Source organism: Microvirga arvi, assembly GCF_016892765.1.
Lineage (GTDB): Bacteria > Pseudomonadota > Alphaproteobacteria > Rhizobiales > Beijerinckiaceae > Microvirga > Microvirga arvi.
This window is the reverse complement of sequence record NZ_JAFEMD010000050.1, coordinates 16,411-36,205: the sequence shown is the minus strand read 5'-3', so window position 1 is coordinate 36,205 and position 19,795 is coordinate 16,411. Positions and strand designations below refer to the sequence as shown.

Genomic DNA, 19,795 nt, shown 5'->3' with positions numbered 1-19,795 from the left:
GAAACCCGTAGCACCTTATCCGGCACCGGCCTGCCCTCACCCCAACCCTCTCCCAATCGGGAGAGGGAGAAGCGCTATACTGGCTTCTGGTCTCACTCAATCGGACCACCCCCACCCGAGCGCTGACGCGCCCACCCTCCCCGCAAGGGGGAGGGAAGAATGCAAGCCAGCCATTGCTCAAACCCTCTCGTCCCGCACGCCGCGGCGCGAGACGAGAAACCCGCCGGACTGGCGCGACCAGAGGCCGGCATACAGCCCGCCGTTCTCCAGAAGCTCCTCATGCGTGCCCTCCTCCACGATGCGCGCCTCGTCCATGACGATCAGGCGGTCCATGAGCTGCAGGGTCGAGAGGCGGTGGGCGATGGCGATCACCGTCTTGCCCTCCATGAGGGTGGCAAGCGATTCCTGGATCGCCGCCTCGACCTCGGAATCGAGGGCCGAGGTGGCCTCGTCCAGGATCAGGATCGGCGCGTCCTTCAGGATCACGCGGGCGATGGCGATGCGCTGACGCTGGCCGCCGGAGAGCTTGACGCCGCGCTCGCCCACATGCGCGTCGAAGCCGCGCCGTCCGCGTCCGTCGACGAGGCGCTCGATGAAGTCGCTCGCATGGGCCTGGCGGGCGGCCTCGCGCATGGCCTCCTCACTCGCCTCCGGCCGCCCGTAGAGGATGTTCTCGCGGATCGAGCGATGCAGGAGGGAGGTGTCCTGCGTCACCACCGAGATCTGGGAGCGCAGGCTTTCCTCCATCGCATCGGCGATGTCCTGCCCGTCGATGAGGATGCGGCCGCCTTGCGGCACGAAGAACCGCAGCAGCAGGTTGACCAGCGTGGTCTTGCCGACGCCGGAACGGCCCACAAGCCCGATCTTCTCGCCCGGCCGGATGGTGAGGTCGAGCCGGTCGATCACCTGGTCGCCCTCGCCGTAGGAGAAGCTGACATCATCGAAGCGGATTTCGCCGCGCGTTACCGCGAGAGGCCTGGCCGTCGGCTTGTCCTGCATGGTGAGCGGACGCGAGATCGTCTTCATGCCTTCCTGCACCGTGCCCAGGTTCTCGAAGATGCCCATGACCTCGAAGGCGACCCAGCCGGACATGGAGACGATCTGGGTGGAGAGCAGCAGCGCCGTGGTCATGGTGCCGGCATCGACCCTTTTGGCGCTGAAGAGCCACACGGCCACGGCGCCGGTCGCGACCAGGAAGACGGCGTTCAGAAACGTGAGCCCTGCCACGTAGAGCGTGTTGATGCGCTGCTGGCTCATGAAGGCGTCGTTGAGCCGGCTGTAGCCCTCGCTGATGTACTCGTCCTCGTCCTTGCGGCGCCCGAACAGCTTGACCGTCATGATGTTGGTAAAGCTGTCCACCACTTTTCCCGTGACGGCGGAGCGCGCCTCGCTCGACACGCGCGAGCGCTTCTGGATGCGCGGCACGGAAAAGCCGAGCAGCGCGGCATAGAGCACGAACCATCCGGCCATGGGCACGGCGAGGCGCCAGTCCTGCGTTCCCATCAACCCGATGGAAGCCGCCCCGAAGATCAGGATCTGCCAGACGGCGCGGGCGACGGAGAGAACCGTTTCGCGCAAGGGACGCCCTGTCTGCAGCACCCGGTTGGCGATGCGCCCGGCAAAATCCTCCTGGAAGAAGCCGAGCGGCTGGCGCACCACGTGCCAGTAGTTCTGCCAGTGCACCATGGTGGTGAAGGAGACCGCGAGCGAATGGTTGACCAGCAGCCGGAACAGGATCGTGCCCACCGGCCGGATCAGGAGAATGATGGCCGCCATGGCGATTAGCAGCGGCCCGGCCTGGTCGAAGACGGCTTCCGGCGAGGTGGTCGAGAGGGCATTGACCAGGCGGCCGATGAGCCAGGGGATCAGCGCCTCGACGACGGCGAGCACGAAGCCCAGCGCGAACAGGGCGATGAACAGGCCCTTCGCCTGGGCGATGAAGTGCCAGTAGAAGCCCCAGAGCGTATCCGGCGGCGACGCCTCCGGCGGCCTTTTTCGGAAATCGATGCGGGTCTCGAAAAAGCGGAACATCAGGGCCTGCGTGCGTTTCGACCCGAATCAAACGGGCCAGCGGCCGGAATGATGCAACACTCTTTGGCTTGAGGGTGACAATCGCGGTGAATTGAAGCTTCCGCTACCTAATTCTTCGATAGGCTAGTTAGATAATTCAAGAATGCGCTACAGGCTATGAGCATAAAGCGCGCCTCATGCTCATCGATGTTCTTCTCCTCAAGCATTGCGTGACGTATGCCACCAGAATCGCTTGTGTAGCCGTACAATTGTTCGAATGCTTTGCTCATAGCTGGGTGAATATCATGACTCTTTCCAGCTACCTTCAATGCTTGGCCCAACGTTGCTTTTGGATCTTCAGCTATCACGCATGCAGCGGACTCTATTGCAGAAATGGCCTCCTTAATCGAATTTCGGTAATCTGGGTCTTTACGATTTGAATAAAGTTGTAATGCAGCCCGCATGTGCTCTCGGGCTCCTGAAAATCGATCATTGGATTGTAGAGCCTGTTCAAGTGAATCAATTTCAGCTTCATCAATAATCTTTGTAAGTTGCTCTCCTACAAAACGGTAACTGGACTCTTCTCTTTCTAAGACCGAGTTTATGGCATCTCCAAAAGAAAGAGACATATCATATGCGGTTCTACCAGGCCTCCAATCATCGTTTTTTCTGACTGTTCTCATAAACTCCATGAAATCATATACCTCGAACCATTCACAACTAAAGAACCACTTCTGGAGCGACTCGACATAACGCCCCTGCCATTCTGGAATGGCATCTATTCTTCTTTTGAAGAAATTCAGCTGTAGGTTAAGTACGACGCCATAGAAAATAACATGCTCTCGAAGACGCCCCTCTTTTTTTGGGAGGAACCATGAATGCAATACATTCCAAAGAGAAGTTCGAAGATCACTGTCCATCGAGTCGACTTGAAGAACAGCGCGGACAGGTTTGTGGCCATACCTCTCTGAGAACCGCATACGTACTTATCTTTCTTCAAATGAACTCAAAAGCATAGCCTAGGATACATAGGCTGGGCTGATCACACCGTTGCTAAATTAGCTAAACCTCTGAACACCGAATATTTTCAGTGAATTGTAGAGGGCGCAAGACCTACCCCACCGCAAACAGATCCCGTGCCTCCGGCCCTTGCGGGTCCTCGAAGGCGTTCGGGTCGCCGGGGCCGGTTTCCCAGCCGAGATCGGGAAGCGCGATGATGCGCAGGCCGCGCGGGTCGTTGCGGGTCACGACGATGTTGCGGCTTTCCATGTAGGCGATGAGGCGTCGCGCCCGGCCCGGCGAGCGGCTGCCGCAGGCGCGCGCGATCTCGCCGTCCGGCGGGCAGGGCGAGGCCTCCATGGCGGCGCGGGCGATGAGCAGGTAGATGCCCTGGATGTCTTCCGCCAGATCCGCCGCGAAGGCGACGGCGCGGTCCCATTCGGTGCCCTCGGCCATGGCCGTGTCGACACCGGCGCGGGCGACCGCGAGACGGCGGCGGAAGGCGTTGAGGTTGAGGGGCTCGCCGGCCACGCGGCGGATGCGGCAGCGGACGAGAAAATCCTGATACAGAACGGCCACGGAGCGGAAGGCCGCCTCCGGGTCGGCGAGGATCTCGCGCAGGATCGCGTCGAGGCTAGCCTCGCGCTCGGCCTTGGACTGCGCGGTCTCCTCCGCCTGAGGCTCCGGCGCGGCCGCAGGCCTTGTGCGGGCGAGCTGGGCCAGAAGGTCGTTGGTGGACGGGGCCGGAGGCGGCGGGGGCGCACGGCGCGGCATGACCGGGCGGGCGGCCACCTCGTCCTCGCCTGCCTTGAAGATGAGGTCGCGGGCGTCTTCCTTGGGTTGCTCGGGCAGCGGCATGAGCTTGAAGGTGCCCGTGCGGGTGGAGGTCTCGACCGTGCCGATCCGGATCGGCAGCGGGCGGCGCGACAGGGCGGGGCCCAGCGCCACGAAATGGCCGCGCTCGAGGTCGCGGAACATCTCGGCCTGGCGGCGCTCCATGCCCAACAGGTCAGCGGCGCGAGCCATGTCGATGTCGAGGAAGGTGCGGCCCATGAGGAAGTTCGAGGCTTCCGCCGCCACGTTCTTGGCGAGCTTGGCGAGGCGCTGCGTCGCGATGATGCCGGCGAGGCCGCGCTTGCGGCCGCGGCACATGAGGTTGGTCATGGCGCCGAGCGACACTTTTCTCGCCTCGTCGGATACCTCGCCTGCGGCGGCAGGCGCAAAGAGCTGCGCCTCGTCCACCACCACGAGCATCGGGTACCAGTAGTCGCGCTCCGCGTCGAAGAGGCCGCCGAGGAAGGCCGCCGCGCAGCGCATCTGCGCCTCGGTGTCGAGTCCTTCGAGACTTAAGACCACCGAGACCCGGTGCTGGCGCACGCGGGCGGCGATCCGCTGCAGGTCGCCCTCGGAACGGGAGGCATCCACCACCACGTGGCCGAACTTGTCGGCCAGGGTGACGAAATCGCCCTCGGGGTCGATGATGGCCTGCTGGACGAGATTGGCGCTCTGCTCGAGAAGGCGGCGCAGGAGATGCGACTTGCCCGAGCCGGAATTGCCCTGGACGAGCAGACGCGTCGCAAGGAGCTCTTCCAGATCGAGCAGCGCCGATGGTCCTCCCGAGGCGGGGGATGCCGCTCCCGAAGAGACCTGTCCCATGTCGATGCCAGCCTTCATCAGCCTCCCTCATGTGATCGTCTTCAAAACCCGGCACGGTCCTAACACGGCAGGGCTTAAGGATGTGCCGACCGATCTGACGCTCTCCACAGGCGAGATTGACTGTCCCCAGCCACGACGCCGCAGGAGCGGGAAACTCTTGACCCTGAGGATCATTGATCCCGGCTACAAATCCTTAGAGCAGCAAAAAACCAGCTAGCACATCTCCCTCTCCCGTGCGGGAGAGGGTTGGGGTGAGGGAGGGACGATGCCGGACAAAGCGAAACGGGATCTGTGCCGCAGCGGCGATGACGGCGCCGGGCTGGTTGACCGTCATGCCCTCACCCCTGCCCCTCTCCCACACGGGAGAGGGGAGGCAGTGGCAACCTTCATGCCTTCTGGATCGAGCGCGCGCCTCGGGTTTACGCCCCCACCCTTCATCCCTCCCCGCAAGGGGGAGGGAAACATATGGCACCTTTTATGAGGCAGACCCTTAGGATGAACGATGACGATGCCTGCTTATCGAATCGCTGAGGATGCCCTGATTGTCCAAGCCCAGGGCACGACCCCCGGCACGGAGACGCCGGGATCGCAGACCACGCCGCCCGGCGCAGCCGAGACGGAAGGGGCTTTCGGCATCTTCGGAATGATGATCTCGGGCCTGATCATCGTCTTCGCCATCGTGCTGCTCTTTATGCGCTCGCGGAACCGACGTTGATCAATCCGCCACGGCCGCCTCTGCGGCCTTCGCTGCGGCGCCGCGCAGGGGCCGCTCCTCCAGGGCGAGCAGGAACGCGAGGGACAGGGCAAAGCCGACGATGGCCGCCAGGAATACATGGCTGAAGACATCGGCGAGATTGATGCCGCTTTTGGCCGCCGCTTCGCCCAGGGCCTCGAAGCTCGCAGCCCCCGTCACCCCTGAGCCGCTGAGCACGATGGCGCCGAAGATCGCCACGATGAAGGCGCCGCCGAGCGAGCGGAAGAAATTGGCCGTACCCGTGGCGGTTCCCATCTGGTGGGGCGCCACCGCGTTCTGGGTCGTGACCATGGTCACGGGCAGGACCGTTCCCAAGCCGATGCTGATGATGCCGAGAACGATCTCGACGGCGGTGATCGACAGGGATTGCCCGTGGAGAACGAGCACGCCGGTGGCGACTATGGCCACCAGAAGGCCGCCGGTGGGAAGCCGCTTGTAGTGCTTCACCTTTGCCATGGTGCGGCCCGAAAGCGTCGCCCCGACCACGGTGCCGGCCATGAGGGGAATGAGGGCCAGGCCCGACAGGCTCGCCGAGAGGCCGCGCACCGTCTCGAAATAGACCGGCAGATAGATGGTCAGGCCGATATAGGTGCCCATGCCGAAGCAGGCGGAGAGGGTCGCCATGCGCACCACCGGATTGTGCAGAACGCCCGGCGGGATTAGGGGCTCGGGCGCCAGGCGCATGCGAAGGGCGAACAGGACCCAGAGCGCGAGGGAACCCGCGATGAGCCCCACGATCGGCAGGGAACCCCAAGGGTAGCGGATGCCGCCCCAGCTCAGGGCCAGGAGCAGGACGACGGTGGCCGTCACGAGCAGGGCAGCGCCAAGAAGATCGAGCCGGTGCGGACGCTCGAACCGGGGCAGGCTCTTCAGGCTGCGAAAGGCGATCGCGAAGGCGAGGAGGCCAAGCGGGATGTTGATCCAGAAGATCACCGACCAATGCAGCTTCTCGGCAAAGAAGCCGCCGAGCACCGGCCCCAGGAGGCTCGAGCTCATGAAGACGCTGGCGAAATAGACCTGATAACGCCCGCGCTCCCTCGGCGGAACGATGTCGGCGATGATGGTCTGCGCGACCGCGATCAGTCCGCCGCCGCCGATGCCCTGCAGGCCGCGGGCCAGGATGAGGAAGACCATGCTGGGTGCCAGCGCGCAGGCGATGGAGCCGATGATGAAGATCACGATGCCGACCAGCATGATGACGCGCCGGCCGTAGGAATCGCTGAGCTTGCCGTAGAGCGGCGTCACTGCGGTGGATGTGAGGAGATAGACGGTCACGATCCAGGACAGGTGTTCCAGGTCGCCAAGTTCGTGGCCGATGGTCGGGAGCGCCGTCGCGATGATGGTCTGGTCCAGGGCTGCCAGGAACATGGCCAGCATGACGCCGGAGATGATCGTGCGAATCTCGGTGTGGGTCAGGGTCGTGGCCTGGCTGCTGTGGGGCTGTGCTGAGGGTGACTGATCCATCGTGTCCATCGCGTTCCGGCAGGCTCATCTAGGAGACGAGCCGCAGGCGTGTCGAACCCCGCATTGCAGGGCTGCCATGCGTTTGCCGTCAAGACTGAGCTAAGCATCGGCCCCATCCACAGGTTCCGCCCGCTTCACTCCCTGCGTTGAGGTCTCGTCTCTGGTATCGCTCTAGGGTGTTCCTCTATTGTTCGCGCCATGCCGTCACGCATCCAAATCACGCTCGCCCAGGCCCGGCGCATCGCGCTGGCAGCCCAGGGCTTTCATGAGGGTCGCCCAGCCTCAGCCACCAGGCGTCACCTGAGCCGCACGCTGCAGCGCTCGCATCTGCTCCAGATCGATTCGGTCAACGTGCTGGTGCGGGCCCATTACATGCCGCTGTTCTCGCGCATCGGCGCCTATGACCGCGGGCTCCTCGAAAAGACCGCCTATCATCCAAAGAGGCGCGAGGTCTTCGAGTACTGGGGACACGAGGCCTCGCTGATCCGCCTCGATCTGCAGCCTCTCTTCCGCTGGCGCATGGAGAGCGCCAAGCGGGGCCAGGGCATCTATGGCGGCTTGGCCAGGTTCGGGCGCGAGAAGCGCGCCTTCATCGAAGCGGTGCGGGACGAGATCGAAGCGCGTGGGCCGATCGCTGCGGGCGAGCTCTCGATCGGCGGCAAGGGGCAGGGCTCCTGGTGGGGTTGGAGCGACGGCAAGCGGGCGCTCGAATGGCTGTTCTGGGCCGGCGAGGTCACCACCGCCACGCGGCGCGGATTCGAGCGCGTCTACGACCTGCCGGAGCGGGTGCTGCCGTCCGAAATCCTGAATGCGCCGACGCCCTCGGCGGAGGAGGCGCAGCGCGAATTGCTTCGGCTCTCCATCAGGGCGCTCGGCATCGCCTCCGAGCGCTGCCTGCGCGATTATTTCCGCCTGGAAGCACAGGATGCCAAGGCACGAATCCCCGAGCTGGTGGAAGCGGGTGACCTCACCCCGGTGACCGTCGAGGGCTGGAATGGGCCGGTCTATCTCGATCCGCAGGCGAAGTTTCCCCGCCGGGTCGAGGCGCGGGCTCTGGTGTCGCCCTTCGATCCGATCGTCTGGGAGCGCACGCGCACGGAGCGCCTGTTCGATTTCCGCTACCGCATCGAGATCTACACCCCGGCCGAGAAACGGGAGTTCGGCTATTACTGCCTGCCCTTCGTGCTGGGCGAAAAGATCGTCGCGCGCGTCGACCTGAAGGCTGATCGTGCAGGGGGCAATCTCATCGTCCACTCCATCCACCCGGAGGCTTCCGTGAAACCTGAGGAGATCGCCCCCGCTCTGGGAGACGAGCTGCGTCTCATGGCCGAGTGGCTCAATCTCGGCTCCATCACCACGCCGAAGGAGTGGCGAAAGCGGCTGCAAGTTTGAGCCCCCAAGTTTGAGCCCCATTGCACGACCATGACAGCCCTGTGAGCACAGGCTGCAAGAGTTGAGGCTCGTCACACGTCCGAATCTTCCTATGTCATAAGGTCATGAAAACGCTACTCGCCCCTGCCACCCGCCTTTGGCTCCGCCTGCGGCTCAACGAGATCGGTCCGCTGCTGTCGCTCTCCGCCTGCGGTTTCTTCGCCTGGGCCTTCATCGAGCTCGCCGACGAGGTGCAGGAAGGTGAAATCCATGGCCTCGACAGTGAGCTTCTGCTCGCCCTGCGCGATCCGCAGAACCCGGCCAATCCCCTCGGGCCCTCCTGGCTCGAAGAATCGGCGCGGGACATCACGGGACTCGGCGGCTACGCCATTCTGTCCCTCATCACCCTGGCCACATGGGCTTATCTGCTCATGACCCGAAGGCAGGGGGCAGCGCTTCTGGTGCTCGTTGCCATCGTCGGCGGCATGCTGATCTCCACCGGGCTCAAGATGGGTTTCGAGCGGCCGCGGCCGGACCTCGTACCCCATGCGACCCGGGTTTACACGGCAAGCTTTCCGAGCGGCCATGCCATGCTCTCGGCGATCACCTACCTCACCCTGGGGGCTCTCCTCGCCCGTGTGGAGAAGAGCCGGCGCGTCAGCGCTTTCTTCATGGGGCTTGCCATCATCATAACCCTGCTCATCGGCATGAGCCGGGTCTATCTCGGCGTCCACTGGCCGAGCGATGTGGTCGCCGGCTGGTCGGTCGGTGCGGCCTGGGCGGCTTTGTGCTGGTTCGTGGCGCTGCAGCTGCAGCGGCGCGGGCAGGTGGAAAAACCTGGTGAGACCTCGCCTCCATCCGACGTCAAGCCCGAATGACGGACGAGACCAGCAAACCGGTCCGCAAGCCGCCGCGCAAGGTCACGCCCGCCTACCTGCAGCGGGCGGCGATGGCCTATCTTGAGCGCTATTCATCCTCGGCCGAGAACCTGCGCCGCGTGCTGCGGCGGAAGGTGGACAAGCGCTGTCGCCTGCGCGGCGAGGATCCCGCCGAATTCCACGACGCGATCGACGAGGTGGTGGCCAAGAGCCTGAGGATCGGCCTCATCGACGATACGCGCTATGCGGAGGCGCGTGTCGCCACCTTGCGCCGCCGGGGCGGCTCGGCGCGCGCCATCCAGGCGAAGCTCTCCGCCAAGGGCATCGATCGCAGCACCATCGCAGCCGCGCTCGAAGGCAAGGAGGGTGACGAGGAACAGGCCGCCCGCGCCTTTGCCCGGCGTCGCAAGCTGGGACCCTTCAGGCCCGGCGAGCGGGCGCCCTACCGCGACAAGGACTTGGCCGCCATGGCCCGCGCCGGGTTCCGCTTCGACGTGGCGCGCGGGGTCATCGATAGCGAGATCGACGACGAGGACGGCTAACCCCCCTCCCGCACGAACATGATCGTCGGCTTGTCCTTGTAGGTCGTGCGGCAGAACTCCCGGTAGCCGCATTTCTCGGCCACACGGATGGACGGCTCGTTCTCGGGCGCAACAATGCAGGCGGTGCGCCGGGGACCGAAATGCGCGTGCCCCCAGGTGACGACGGCGCGCACGGCTTCCGTGGCATAGCCCTTCCCGTGCGCATGAGGGGCCAGAGCCCAGCCGATCTCCGGTACGTCGTCGAGAGACGGCTCGATCTCGCGCCGGAAATCGGCGAATCCGACCTCGCCGATGAAGCGGCCGGTGTCTTTCTCGATGATCGCCCAGTAGCCGAATCCGAGTGACGCCCAATGCCCGATATTGCGCAGCAGCCGCCCCCACACCTCTTCCCGGGACGAGGGCTTGCCGCCGATGAAGCGGGTGACGGCCGGATCGGTCCAGAGGGCGAGATAATCGGCGAAATCGTCGAGGCTGTGCCCGCGTAAGTGGAGGCGCTCGGTTTCGATGGTCGGGACGGCAATGGAGGGGCCAGAAAGCATCGGTCCTGCCTTGCAATTCGAATCACGTGTCTCGGATGGAGGCATCAGGCACGACGCATTCGGTTTCGCAAGGTATGGCCGTTCCAGGGCTACAGCAAACCTGCACCGACATTGACGGCGAGGGCCAGGATCGTCGTATTGAAGAGGAATGCCAGGATCGTGTGGGCGAGCGCCAGACGGCGCATGCGCTTGGAGACGATCGCCACGTCGGAGGTCTGCGCCGCAGCGCCCAGGTTGAAGGCGAAGTAAAGGAAATCCCAGTAATCGGGCCAGCCCTCGTGCGGGAAAGCCAGGCCTCGCCTCTCTCCCGCATCGCCGTAATATTCGTGCGCATAATGGATCGCGTAGATGGTATGCACGAAGAACCAGGAGCATAGGATGGTGACGGCAGCCATCCCGAGGCTGAAGGCCTGCTGCCCGCTCTGAGTATCGCGATTGCTAGCGAGTTCGACGGCAATGGCTGCAAGGCTCGCGACGGAGGCCCCCAGCGTCAGGGCAAGGACCACGACGGCGCTCTCGTCCTCTTGCGCCGCTCGCTCCTGCATCTTCGCCGTGGAGGAGCGCAAAGCCATGATACAGGCGAGCCCCAGATAGCACACGACCCCAATGTCCCAGGCGACGAGCAGACGCGAGTTCACTGCCCAAGACGATGGCAGGACGGCAAAGACCAGGCAGGCCGCGAGAGCCGAGCCGAGAAGCCGCGGACGCAGGCGGGCCTTGAGGTTCATCATGGCTCAACTCTTCACGCAAATGGCATGCGGCCCCTGGAGCCTATCGCTCCCTGTTCTAGATGACCACGCGTCACCGCACAAAAGGAGATCAGGATGAACCGCAAGGCAAGAGCCGTCTGGCAGGGCACAGGCAAGGAGGGCACCGGCCATCTCACCTCGGATTCCGGCGTCCTGTCCTCGACGCCCTATTCCTTCAAGACCCGCTTCGAGAACGAGAAGGGCACGAACCCTGAGGAGCTGATCGCCGCTGCCCACGCGGGCTGCTTCACCATGGCGCTCGCCTTCCAGCTCCAGGGCGCAGGCTTCACGCCCACCGAACTCGCCACCGAAGCGGTCGTCTCTCTCGAACAGGAGGGCAGCGGCTTCGCCATCAAGAAATCGGCGCTGACCCTCAACGCCAACGTGCCGGGCATCGACCGGGCCAAGTTCGAGGAACTCGCCCGCGCAGCGGAGAAGAACTGCCCCGTCTCCAAGGTGCTCAACGCCGAGATCACGATGGACTTCACGCTGGCGTAAGGCTTCTCGTCACTCCCTCGTCATGGCCGGGCTTGTCCCGGCCATCCACGTTTTCAACTGCTTGCAGAGACGTGGATGGCCGCAACAAGTGCGGGCATGACGGGTGAGCGAAGGAGCGGGATTACGACCCCGACTTCTTGTAGGCATCGACGATCGCCTGGCCGTCGGAGCCGGCCTTCTTCAGCCAATCGGCCGTCAGCTGCTCGCCGACCTTCAGGAGGCCTGCCTTCAGCTCGGGGCCGGGGGGCTGCACCTTCATGCCCTTCGCGGCCATCTGCTCCACATACCACTTGGTCTTTTCCTGCGCGGTCTTCCAGCCCCGCTCCTCGGCCGTCTTGGCGGTCTTCAGCACGGCCTCCTGCGTCGGCTTGTCGAGGGCGTCGAACGCGGCCTTGTTCACGAAGGTGATGTTCTTCGGGATCCAGGCCTGCGTATCGTAGAAGTGGGTGAGCGACTCCCATACCTTCGAATCGTAGCCGGTCGCGCCCGACGTCATGAAGGTGTTGACCACGCCGGTGGCGAGCGCCTGCGGCAGGTCGGCGGCCTGGACGGTGACCGGCTGCGCGCCGACGAGCTCGGCGATGCGCGCGGTGCCGGGATTGTAGGAGCGCCACTTCACCCCTTTCAGATCCTCGACGGTGTTGATGTCCTTCTTGGCGAAGATGCCCTGCGGCGGCCACGGCACGGCAAAGAGCAGCATCAGCCCCTGGCTTGAAAGCTTCTTCTCGAGCGCGGGACGCTGCACGTCCCAGAGCTTCTTCGCCTGGTCGAAGGAGGTGGCGAGGAAGGGCACCACGTCGAGCCCGTAGACCGGGTCCTCGTTCTCGTGCAGCGACATCAGCACCTCGCCGGCCTGGGCTTGGCCGGTCTGCACGGCGCGCTTGATCTCCGGCGCCTTGAACAGCGAGGCGTTGCCGTGAACCGTGATCTGCAGTTTGCCGCCGGTGGCGTCCGCCACGTCCTTGGCGAAGGCGTTCAGGTTTTCGGTGTGGAAGTTGTCCGGCGGATAGGCCGCGGGCAGGTTCCACTTGGTCTGCGCCATGGCGGGCGCTGCCATCAGCAGCGCACCGGCAAGGCTTAAAGAAACGCGGGTCATCAGTTTCATTGGTTCGTCTCCCTTTTGCTTTTGTGAACGGGCTTAATCCGGGAAGGCCATCTGCGGCAGTACCATGACGATGTTCGGGAACACCGTGATGATGGCCACTGCCACGACGAGCAGGAAGAAGAACGGCAGCGAGGCGAGCGCCACCGTGTTCGAATCCTTGCCCGACATGGTCTGCAGCACGAAGAGGTTGAAGCCGACCGGGGGCGAGACCTCCGCCATCTCGACCACGAGAATGAGAAAGATGCCGAACCAGATCAGGTCGAAGCCCGCCGTCTTCACCATCGGGATCACCACCGCCGTGGTGAGCACGATCATCGAGATGCCGTCGAGCGCCGTGCCGAGCAGGATATACATGATCGTCAGCGCCGCGATGAGCGCGTAGGGCGAGAGATGCAGGCCGTCGACCCACGATGCGAGCGCCTGGGGGATTCCGGTATAGGCCATCGACGTCGACATGAACGAGGCGCCCGCCAGGATCAGCATGATCATGCAGGTGATGCGCGTCGTGCCCATGACGCTCTTCCAGAACGAATCCCACGACAGCGAGCCCGACCACCAGGCGATCGCGAGCGAGCCGAGCACGCCCCAGGCGGCGCATTCGGTGGCTGTGGCCCATCCGAGCAGCAGGGTGAGAAATACGAGCGTGATCAGCAGCGCGACGGGAATGAGGTTGGTCGATTCCTTAAGCTTCTCGCGAAAGCTCATCTCCGGCTCGGGCGGGGGCGACTTCTTCGGGTTGAGCAGCGACCATACGGCGATGTAGCCGGAATAGAGCGCCATCACGAGGAGGCCGGGCAGGAAGCCTGCCAGAAAGATCTGGATGATCGAGACGTTCGCGGCCACCGCATAGACCACCATCGTGATCGAGGGCGGAATCAGGATGCCGAGCGTGCCGGCGCCGGCGAGCGAGCCTAAGCTCACCATGTCGTCGTAGCCGCGCTTCTTCAGTTCGGGCAGGGCGATCTTGGCCACCGTCGCGCAGGTGGCGGCGGATGAGCCGGACACGGAGCCGAAGAGGCCGCAGGCGAGCACGTTCACATGCATCAGCCGGCCGGGAAGCCAGTTGAGCCAGGGCGCAAGGCCGCGGAACATCTCCTCCGACAGCCTGGTGCGGAACAGGATCTCGCCCATCCAGATGAACAGCGGCAGCGCCGCGAGCGTCCAGGAGGCGGAATTGCCCCAGATCGTGGTGGCGAGCACCGATCCTGCCGGAATGCCGCCGCCCACGAACTGCATGCCGACCCAGCCGCAGGCCATGAGCGCGATGGCGATCCACACGCCACCGGCCAGAAGCACCGCGAGCAGCAGGAGCAGAAGCCCCGAGATCTCGATGAGCTCCATGACGCCCTACACTCCGCTCTGGATCGCGCGCTCCACCACCTCTTCGGCGGTGGTGGCGGGCGGCTTCTCGTAGCGCGGATCGCCGCCGCGCAGCACGTGGATGAACTCGTCGAGGAAGGCGATGAACAGGATCACAAGTCCGGCGGCATAGCCGATCTGGGGGATCCAGAGCGGAATCGCGAGCACCCCCTGCGCCATGTCGTTGAAGCGCCAGCTGTCATAGGTCAGCTGCACCGCATGCCAGGCGAAGAAGCCCACGAAGCCGAGCCCGATCGTGAGGGAGAAGATTTCGAACCACCAGCGGGTGCGCCCCTGCAGGCGATCCGTCACGAGGCCGACCCGGATCATCTCGCCGGACCGGAAGGTGTGAGCCAGCCCCAGGAACGCCATCGCGGCCATGGACCAGGAGGCGAGGTCGTCGCCTGCAGGGATATTGATGCCGATGCCGCGCCCGAGGGAGAGACCCATCATGAGCAGGAAGATCACGATGAGGAACAGGCCTGCGAGGTAGCCGGCAGCGAGATAGAGACCATCGAGCAGGGTTCGGATCATACAGGCCGCTTGGGTTGTGTCGCGACGGGAACGACAGCCAAGTCTAAGTGTCCAGACGGCAGGAGCAAGCGGTTCTTATCCTAGGAAGAAGAATAAACCGGCATCGTTCATAGCCATGTGCCCGTATGATAGGCATGCCCTCCACCGCAGTGGATGACGGGGTGAACACGCAGGGGAGCCCGGAGGCCCCCTGCGGTTATACTTTATGATTTTTGATGGGCGATGATCTTGTCCTTGATCGCGTCATAAGCGTTCTGCGGGATGATCCCTTTGTCGACCAGCTCGTTTTTGCCTCTGTAGGGACGGCCCTTGATGATGGCATCGGCCCGAACCGATCCGATCTGTGGCAGCTTGTCGAGCACGTCCTTGGAGGCGGTATTGATGTCGATGAGGGCTTCCTGGGACGATGCCGGGGCAGGCATGGGTTTCGCAGCGGGCGCTGCGCTGGCCGCAGGCGGCCGCGTCGTCGTGGTTGGTGCCGTTGTCTGAGCGGGAGCCGGAGAGGCCAGCAACAGGCCGAGCGTGGCAAGAGCTCCGATATAGGACAGACGCATCGAACTTCTCCTCTGTTTTACGGGACACGCTTGGCCGAAGTGGCTGCTGGAAAACCCGTTTTCGCGCATGAACAACCCTTTTCCCATACATTCAGTTCAGCTTGTCCGCCTTTCGGTCGTCCAGGCAGCATGTGGCTGCCGTTCCGGGATCCCTTCGAGGCCTGCGGATACTGGGCATGAAACCAGCGCGACCTCCCTCTCCCGAACGGAAAAAGGCTCTTGTCATGCGACCTCCCGCCCTCTCCTGCAGCTCTCGCCAGCGCCCTATCTTCATGCTAGAACAAAACACGAACAACTCTGCGGAAGATCCATGGACGAAAAGCTTTCGAAGAAGCTGCGCATCCTGGCGGACGCGGCCAAGTACGATGCCTCCTGCTCCTCTTCCGGTGCCCCCAAGCGCAAGGCGGATGTGGATGGCCTCGGCTCGACGGTGGGAACCGGCATCTGCCACGCTTACACGCCGGACGGGCGCTGCGTGTCGCTGCTCAAGATCCTTCTCACCAATTACTGCCTGTTCGATTGCGCCTATTGCGTGAACCGGCGCTCGTCCAACGTGAAGCGGGCAAAGTTCTCCGTGGACGAGGTGGTGACACTCACCATCGAGTTCTACAAGCGCAACTATATCGAGGGCTTGTTCCTGTCCTCAGGCATCATCCGCTCGCCCGACTACACCATGGAGCAGATGATCCTGGTGGCGAAGAAGCTGCGGCGCGACCACGGCTTTCGCGGCTACATCCACCTGAAGACGATCCCCGAAGCGAGCCCCTGGCTGATCGAGGAGGCGGGCCTGTGGGCCGATCGCCTGTCGATCAATCTCGAGCTGCCGACGGAGCAGAGCCTGGAGCGGCTGGCACCGGAGAAGGACGGCGCCTCGATCGAAACCGCCATGGCGCAGATGTTCGAGCGCATCGAGGAGGCACGCGAGGAGCGGCGCCATTTCTCGCCCGCCGGCCAGACCACGCAGATGATCGTCGGCGCGGACGAGACCACCGATGCGGATGTGTTGCGCACCTCCGCCAAGCTCTATGGCCATTACGCCATGAAGCGGGTCTACTACTCCGCCTTCAGCCCGATCCCGGATTCGAGTGCGATCCTGCCCCTGAAGTCGCCGCCGCTCATGCGCGAGAGCAGGCTCTATCAGGCCGACTGGCTGCTGCGCTATTACGGCTTCGACGTGGACGAGATCGCAGCGAGCGGCGAGAGGGGCATGCTCGATCTCGACATCGATCCGAAGCTCGCCTGGGCGCTCAAGAACCGGCACCGCTTCCCGGTCGACGTGAACCGGGCGGAGCGCGAGATGCTGCTGCGCGTGCCGGGCCTCGGCGCGCGGGCGGTGGACAAGATCGTGGTGGCGCGAAAGCACACGACCTTACGGCTCGAGGACGTCGCCCGCCTCACCTCGGGGCTGAAGCGTGCCAAGCCCTTCCTCATCACGGCCGACCATCATCCGAAGGCGCGGCTCGATCAACTGAACCTGCGCGAGCGGCTGATCGAGAAGCCGGAACAGCTGAGCTTGTTCGCATGAACCTCCGCCGCATTACGCTCAAGAACGGCGCCGATCTCGATGGTTTTCGCAAAGCCGTGCGCTGGCTGATTGCGGAGGAGCTGGCGCCGCAGCATGTGGTGTTCGCCATCGATGACGCACCCGGGCTTTTTGGCGATGAGCAGGCAGGCGATGCAGCGCCGGTCTCGCTCCCGAAGGGCGTGGCGCGGCTCATCGAGCAGGTGGTCTGCCACCACGATCCAGAGCGCTATGCCCTGCTCTACCAGCTCGTCTGGCGCGTGTTGAACGGCGAGCGCGATCTGCTGGAGGTCGCGAGCGATCCGCTGGTCCACCGCATCGACCTGACGGCCCGCTCCGTGCGGCGCGACCTGCACAAGATGCACGCCTTCGTGCGCTTTCGCCGGTTGAAAGGCGACAATCTCGAGCGCTTCGCCGCCTGGTTCGAGCCGGAGCATTTCATCCTCGAGGCAGCGGCCTCCTTCTTCATCGACCGCTTCCGCTCGATGGATTGGGCGATTCTCACTCCCATCGGCTCCATGCGTTGGGACCGTGCAATGCTGATCTTCGGCCCGCCTGCATCCCGCGAGGATGCGCCCGGTGAGGACAGCTTCGAAGAAGGCTGGCGCGGCTATTACGAGAGCGTGTTCAACCCGGCCAGGGTGAACCCCACTGCCATGCGTGCCGAGATGCCGAAGAAGTACTGGCGCAACCTGCCGGAGACGGCTGCGATCCCGGGGCTGATCCAAACCGCCGCCCAGCGCGTTGAAAGGATGATCGAACAGGAGGCGACCATGCCCGCCAAACGGACCCCGGAGCGCGCCCTCGAGGCGATGTGGGACCAGGAACCGAAGAGCCTGAAGGAGCTCAACGCCATCATTGCCAAGGCAGGACCGCTGGTGCCCGGCGCCACGCAGGCCGTGTTCGGCGAAGGCCCTGCCCATGCGGAGATCGTCTTCGTCGGCGAACAGCCGGGCGATCAGGAGGACCTGCAGGGGCGGCCCTTCGTTGGTCCCGCGGGCAAGCTTCTGAGCAAGGCCATGAGGGAAGCCGGCATCGAGCGCGAACAGGCTTATCTCACCAATGCGGTGAAACATTTCAAGTTCGAGCAGCGCGGCCACCGCCGCATCCACTCCAAGCCCACGGCCGGAGAGGTGAAGCATTACCGGCCCTGGCTGATGAAGGAGCTGGAGCTGGTGCGGCCTAAGCTCGTGGTGGCGCTCGGCGCGACCGCCGTTCTCGCGCTCTCGGGCAAGGCGACACCGATCACGCGCTCACGCGGACGGGCCCGGTTCGGTGCCTACGAGGGCTACATCACCGTGCACCCCTCCTACCTGCTGCGCCTGCCCGACGAGGCGACGAAGCGGGAGGCGTATGAAGCTTTTCTCAACGACCTGCGCCGCATCCACGACCTTGCCCAGGCTGACCTCGACACTGGTGAGTTACCCCTGGCAGCGGAGTAGGTGCGCCGTCACACAGGGCGAATCGGCTGCCTCTTTCGGGTCATTGCCAGTCCGCGAGGATGAGCAGAGGCTAGCCTGAGCCGGAGCCGAGCTGGCCCGGTCAGGGAGGCGTCGGGAAGCCGGCGCGACGGTCATGCCGGAATTCGTTATCGAGCGAAACATGCCGGGAGTTGGCAATGCCTCATCCCAGGATATCAAGCAGGCCTCAATGACTTCGTGCGACGTGCTGCGTGAACTGGGTCCCAACATTCAGTGGGTCCACAGCTACGTCACGGACGACAAAATCTACTGCGTTTACCGCGCACCGGATGAGGGGATGATTCGCGATCATGCCCAGAAAGCGGGGCTCCCGGCGGATTCTGTTGCGCGGGTTCGCTCGGTCATAAACCCCACGACAGCCGAGTAGGCTGGACTCGCCATCAGCCACCTTTTATGCGGCCGTTTTCGCGCGCGCCGTCACGCCTGAGGCTCGCGTTGCAAGCTTTCGGCGGTGGTCGAGGTGGCGCATGGCCGGCGTTACGCTGATGCCATGGAGCACGATGGAGACAAGGATGATGAATCCCGTCGTGCTCCAGAGAAGGTGGGCATTGTCGAACTTCGCGTGATGCAGGGCATAAGCGAGATAATAGATCGAGCCGAGCCCGCGGATGCCGAAGAAGCTGATGGCCGCCTTCTCTCCGGGAGGCGGATCGGTGCCGATGAGCCCGATCCAGCCGGCGAGAGGCCGCACCAGAAAGATCGCCAGGAGCGCAAAAGCAGCGGCCTCCCAGGTGAGGGAGGCAAACAGGTCTCCGCCCGTCATGGCGCCGCCGAGAAGGACGAGAAGCACCATCATCATGAGGCGCTCGAGTTCTTCCGCGAAATCATGCAGCTTCTGGTGATAGGCGTGCTCCGGCTTCGTGGCGCGGAGGGACAAAGCTGCGACGAAGACCGCCAGGAAGCCGTAGCCCTTCACCATCTCGGTCGCGCCATAGGCGATGCAAGTGATGCCGAGCGCCACGAAGCCGGCGCCCGTGCGGGAGAGCTTGGCCCGGTTCGGCAGATGGAAGGTCAGCCAGCCGAGCGCCCGCCCGATCACAAAACCCATGCCGATGCCGGCCACGATCTTCCAGATCACCGCATAGACGAACCATTCGGCCATGCTCGTGAGGCTCACCTCATGCGCGAGGGCGATGGCGAGGAGAACGAAAGGGAAGGCAAGGCCATCGTTGAGACCCGCCTCCGAGGTGAGGGTGAAGCGCACCTCGTCCTCCTCCTCGTCCCCCGGCGGCCCTACCTGCACGTCGCTGGCGAGCACCGGATCAGTGGGAGCCAAGGCTGCAGCGAGCAGCACGGCAGCGGCGAGGCTCAAGCCCAAAAGGCTGGTGCCGAGCCATGCAAGGCCGAGGATCGTGAGCGGCATGGAGATGCCGAGGAGCCGCCAGGTGAGCCGCCAGCGCCTCCAGCCGAAGGGCCGGTCGATTTTCAATCCGGCGCCCATGAGCGAGATGATGACGACGAACTCGCTCAAGCGCTCGACGATGGCGAGTTGCTCGTTGGGATGGGGCATGACGCCCGGAAGATCGGGAAAGGCGAAAATGAGCGCGCCCAAGGCCACGCAGAAGATCGGCAGGGAGAGGGGCAGCTCCTTCAGGACCATGGGAAGCCACGCGGTCAGCAGCACGACGATCCCAAACCCCGCCAGGACGACGATGTAAGCGTTCATAAGGCAGCGAACGCCGGCCAGACTCGGCAGTTCCGGAGGAGGTTGGGTTAATCCCCGTTAACTGCCCCTTAAACCGCCACAATTAGGGTGCTCCAGAGCATCAAAGGCCAGATC

Annotated in this window: 20 protein-coding genes; 8 read left to right on the top strand and 12 right to left on the bottom strand. The window is 64.0% G+C overall.

Features of this window, described 5'->3' with window-relative positions:
- Positions 1 to 177 precede the first annotated feature (177 nt).
- From ILT44_RS23270 to ILT44_RS23255, 4 genes are all read right to left on the bottom strand, one after another.
- Entirely contained in the window at positions 178 to 2,031 is a 1,854-nt protein-coding gene (locus tag ILT44_RS23270) for an ABC transporter ATP-binding protein (protein WP_204241994.1), read from the bottom strand.
- 107 nt (positions 2,032 to 2,138) lie between these two features.
- On the bottom strand, positions 2,139 to 2,990 hold the full coding sequence (locus ILT44_RS23265) for an AbiJ-NTD4 domain-containing protein (protein WP_204241993.1): 852 nt from the start codon (positions 2,988 to 2,990) through the stop codon (positions 2,139 to 2,141).
- Positions 2,991 to 3,123: 133 nt separating this feature from the next.
- Positions 3,124 to 4,683: a helicase HerA domain-containing protein gene (locus ILT44_RS23260; RefSeq protein WP_204241992.1), complete on the bottom strand. Its 1,560-nt coding sequence runs from the start codon at positions 4,681 to 4,683 to the stop codon at positions 3,124 to 3,126.
- A gap of 175 nt (positions 4,684 to 4,858) precedes the next feature.
- Positions 4,859 to 4,999: a hypothetical protein gene (locus tag ILT44_RS23255; RefSeq protein ID WP_204241991.1), complete on the bottom strand. Its 141-nt coding sequence runs from the start codon at positions 4,997 to 4,999 to the stop codon at positions 4,859 to 4,861.
- A 174-nt stretch (positions 5,000 to 5,173) separates the two neighbouring features.
- Between ILT44_RS23255 and ILT44_RS23250 the strand changes: the two genes are divergently transcribed.
- Positions 5,174 to 5,380 (top strand): hypothetical protein, encoded by a 207-nt coding sequence (locus tag ILT44_RS23250; RefSeq protein WP_204241990.1) that lies wholly within the window; start codon positions 5,174 to 5,176, stop codon positions 5,378 to 5,380.
- Here the strand turns inward: ILT44_RS23250 and ILT44_RS23245 are convergent, their stop codons facing one another.
- Positions 5,381 to 6,892, bottom strand: coding sequence for an MDR family MFS transporter (locus ILT44_RS23245; RefSeq protein WP_239468468.1), 1,512 nt, complete (start codon positions 6,890 to 6,892; stop codon positions 5,381 to 5,383). It lies immediately after the preceding gene.
- 189 nt (positions 6,893 to 7,081) lie between these two features.
- Here ILT44_RS23245 and ILT44_RS23240 point away from each other — a divergent pair, with 189 nt between their 5' ends.
- The 3 genes from ILT44_RS23240 (at position 7,082) to ILT44_RS23230 (ending at position 9,674) form a co-directional block, all read left to right on the top strand.
- Positions 7,082 to 8,275, top strand: a complete 1,194-nt coding sequence (locus tag ILT44_RS23240; protein ID WP_204241988.1) for a winged helix-turn-helix domain-containing protein — start codon at positions 7,082 to 7,084, stop codon at positions 8,273 to 8,275.
- 104 nt (positions 8,276 to 8,379) lie between these two features.
- Positions 8,380 to 9,132 (top strand): phosphatase PAP2 family protein, encoded by a 753-nt coding sequence (locus ILT44_RS23235; protein WP_204241987.1) that lies wholly within the window; start codon positions 8,380 to 8,382, stop codon positions 9,130 to 9,132.
- Positions 9,129 to 9,674: a regulatory protein RecX gene (locus ILT44_RS23230; RefSeq protein ID WP_204241986.1), complete on the top strand. Its 546-nt coding sequence runs from the start codon at positions 9,129 to 9,131 to the stop codon at positions 9,672 to 9,674. Before ILT44_RS23235 ends, ILT44_RS23230 begins: the two co-directional genes overlap by 4 nt.
- On the opposite strand, the gene ILT44_RS23225 is transcribed toward ILT44_RS23230, so the two are convergent.
- Positions 9,671 to 10,213: a GNAT family N-acetyltransferase gene (locus tag ILT44_RS23225; protein ID WP_204241985.1), complete on the bottom strand. Its 543-nt coding sequence runs from the start codon at positions 10,211 to 10,213 to the stop codon at positions 9,671 to 9,673. The two genes, ILT44_RS23230 and ILT44_RS23225, sit on opposite strands and share 4 nt — an antisense overlap.
- Before the next feature lie 89 nt (positions 10,214 to 10,302).
- Complete coding sequence (locus ILT44_RS23220; protein WP_204241984.1) at positions 10,303 to 10,944, bottom strand: DUF1345 domain-containing protein; 642 nt, start codon at positions 10,942 to 10,944, stop codon at positions 10,303 to 10,305.
- Positions 10,945 to 11,037: 93 nt separating this feature from the next.
- Here ILT44_RS23220 and ILT44_RS23215 point away from each other — a divergent pair, with 93 nt between their 5' ends.
- Positions 11,038 to 11,460 (top strand): OsmC family protein, encoded by a 423-nt coding sequence (locus tag ILT44_RS23215; RefSeq protein ID WP_239468467.1) that lies wholly within the window; start codon positions 11,038 to 11,040, stop codon positions 11,458 to 11,460.
- Between the two features lie 121 nt (positions 11,461 to 11,581).
- Here the strand turns inward: ILT44_RS23215 and ILT44_RS23210 are convergent, their stop codons facing one another.
- From ILT44_RS23210 to ILT44_RS23195, 4 genes are all read right to left on the bottom strand, one after another.
- Positions 11,582 to 12,565 carry a TRAP transporter substrate-binding protein gene (locus ILT44_RS23210; protein ID WP_204241983.1) on the bottom strand — a complete coding sequence of 328 codons (984 nt, stop codon included), beginning with the start codon at positions 12,563 to 12,565 and terminating at the stop codon, positions 11,582 to 11,584.
- Positions 12,566 to 12,598: 33 nt separating this feature from the next.
- Positions 12,599 to 13,906: a TRAP transporter large permease gene (locus ILT44_RS23205; RefSeq protein WP_204241982.1), complete on the bottom strand. Its 1,308-nt coding sequence runs from the start codon at positions 13,904 to 13,906 to the stop codon at positions 12,599 to 12,601.
- A gap of 6 nt (positions 13,907 to 13,912) precedes the next feature.
- Entirely contained in the window at positions 13,913 to 14,458 is a 546-nt protein-coding gene (locus tag ILT44_RS23200; protein ID WP_204241981.1) for a TRAP transporter small permease, read from the bottom strand.
- Between the two features lie 203 nt (positions 14,459 to 14,661).
- Complete coding sequence (locus ILT44_RS23195) at positions 14,662 to 15,012, bottom strand: ComEA family DNA-binding protein (RefSeq protein WP_204241980.1); 351 nt, start codon at positions 15,010 to 15,012, stop codon at positions 14,662 to 14,664.
- Positions 15,013 to 15,322: 310 nt separating this feature from the next.
- On the opposite strand from ILT44_RS23195, the gene ILT44_RS23190 reads away from it, so the two are divergent.
- The 3 genes from ILT44_RS23190 (at position 15,323) to ILT44_RS23180 (ending at position 18,382) form a co-directional block, all read left to right on the top strand.
- On the top strand, positions 15,323 to 16,537 hold the full coding sequence (locus ILT44_RS23190) for a putative DNA modification/repair radical SAM protein (RefSeq protein ID WP_204241979.1): 1,215 nt from the start codon (positions 15,323 to 15,325) through the stop codon (positions 16,535 to 16,537).
- On the top strand, positions 16,534 to 17,976 hold the full coding sequence (locus ILT44_RS23185; RefSeq protein WP_204241978.1) for a UdgX family uracil-DNA binding protein: 1,443 nt from the start codon (positions 16,534 to 16,536) through the stop codon (positions 17,974 to 17,976). Before ILT44_RS23190 ends, ILT44_RS23185 begins: the two co-directional genes overlap by 4 nt.
- Positions 17,977 to 18,109: 133 nt before the next feature.
- Entirely contained in the window at positions 18,110 to 18,382 is a 273-nt protein-coding gene (locus tag ILT44_RS23180; RefSeq protein WP_204241977.1) for a DUF4242 domain-containing protein, read from the top strand.
- A 24-nt stretch (positions 18,383 to 18,406) separates the two neighbouring features.
- Here the strand turns inward: ILT44_RS23180 and ILT44_RS23175 are convergent, their stop codons facing one another.
- Positions 18,407 to 19,681 carry a cation:proton antiporter gene (locus ILT44_RS23175; protein WP_204241976.1) on the bottom strand — a complete coding sequence of 425 codons (1,275 nt, stop codon included), beginning with the start codon at positions 19,679 to 19,681 and terminating at the stop codon, positions 18,407 to 18,409.
- Positions 19,682 to 19,795: the final 114 nt, after the last annotated feature.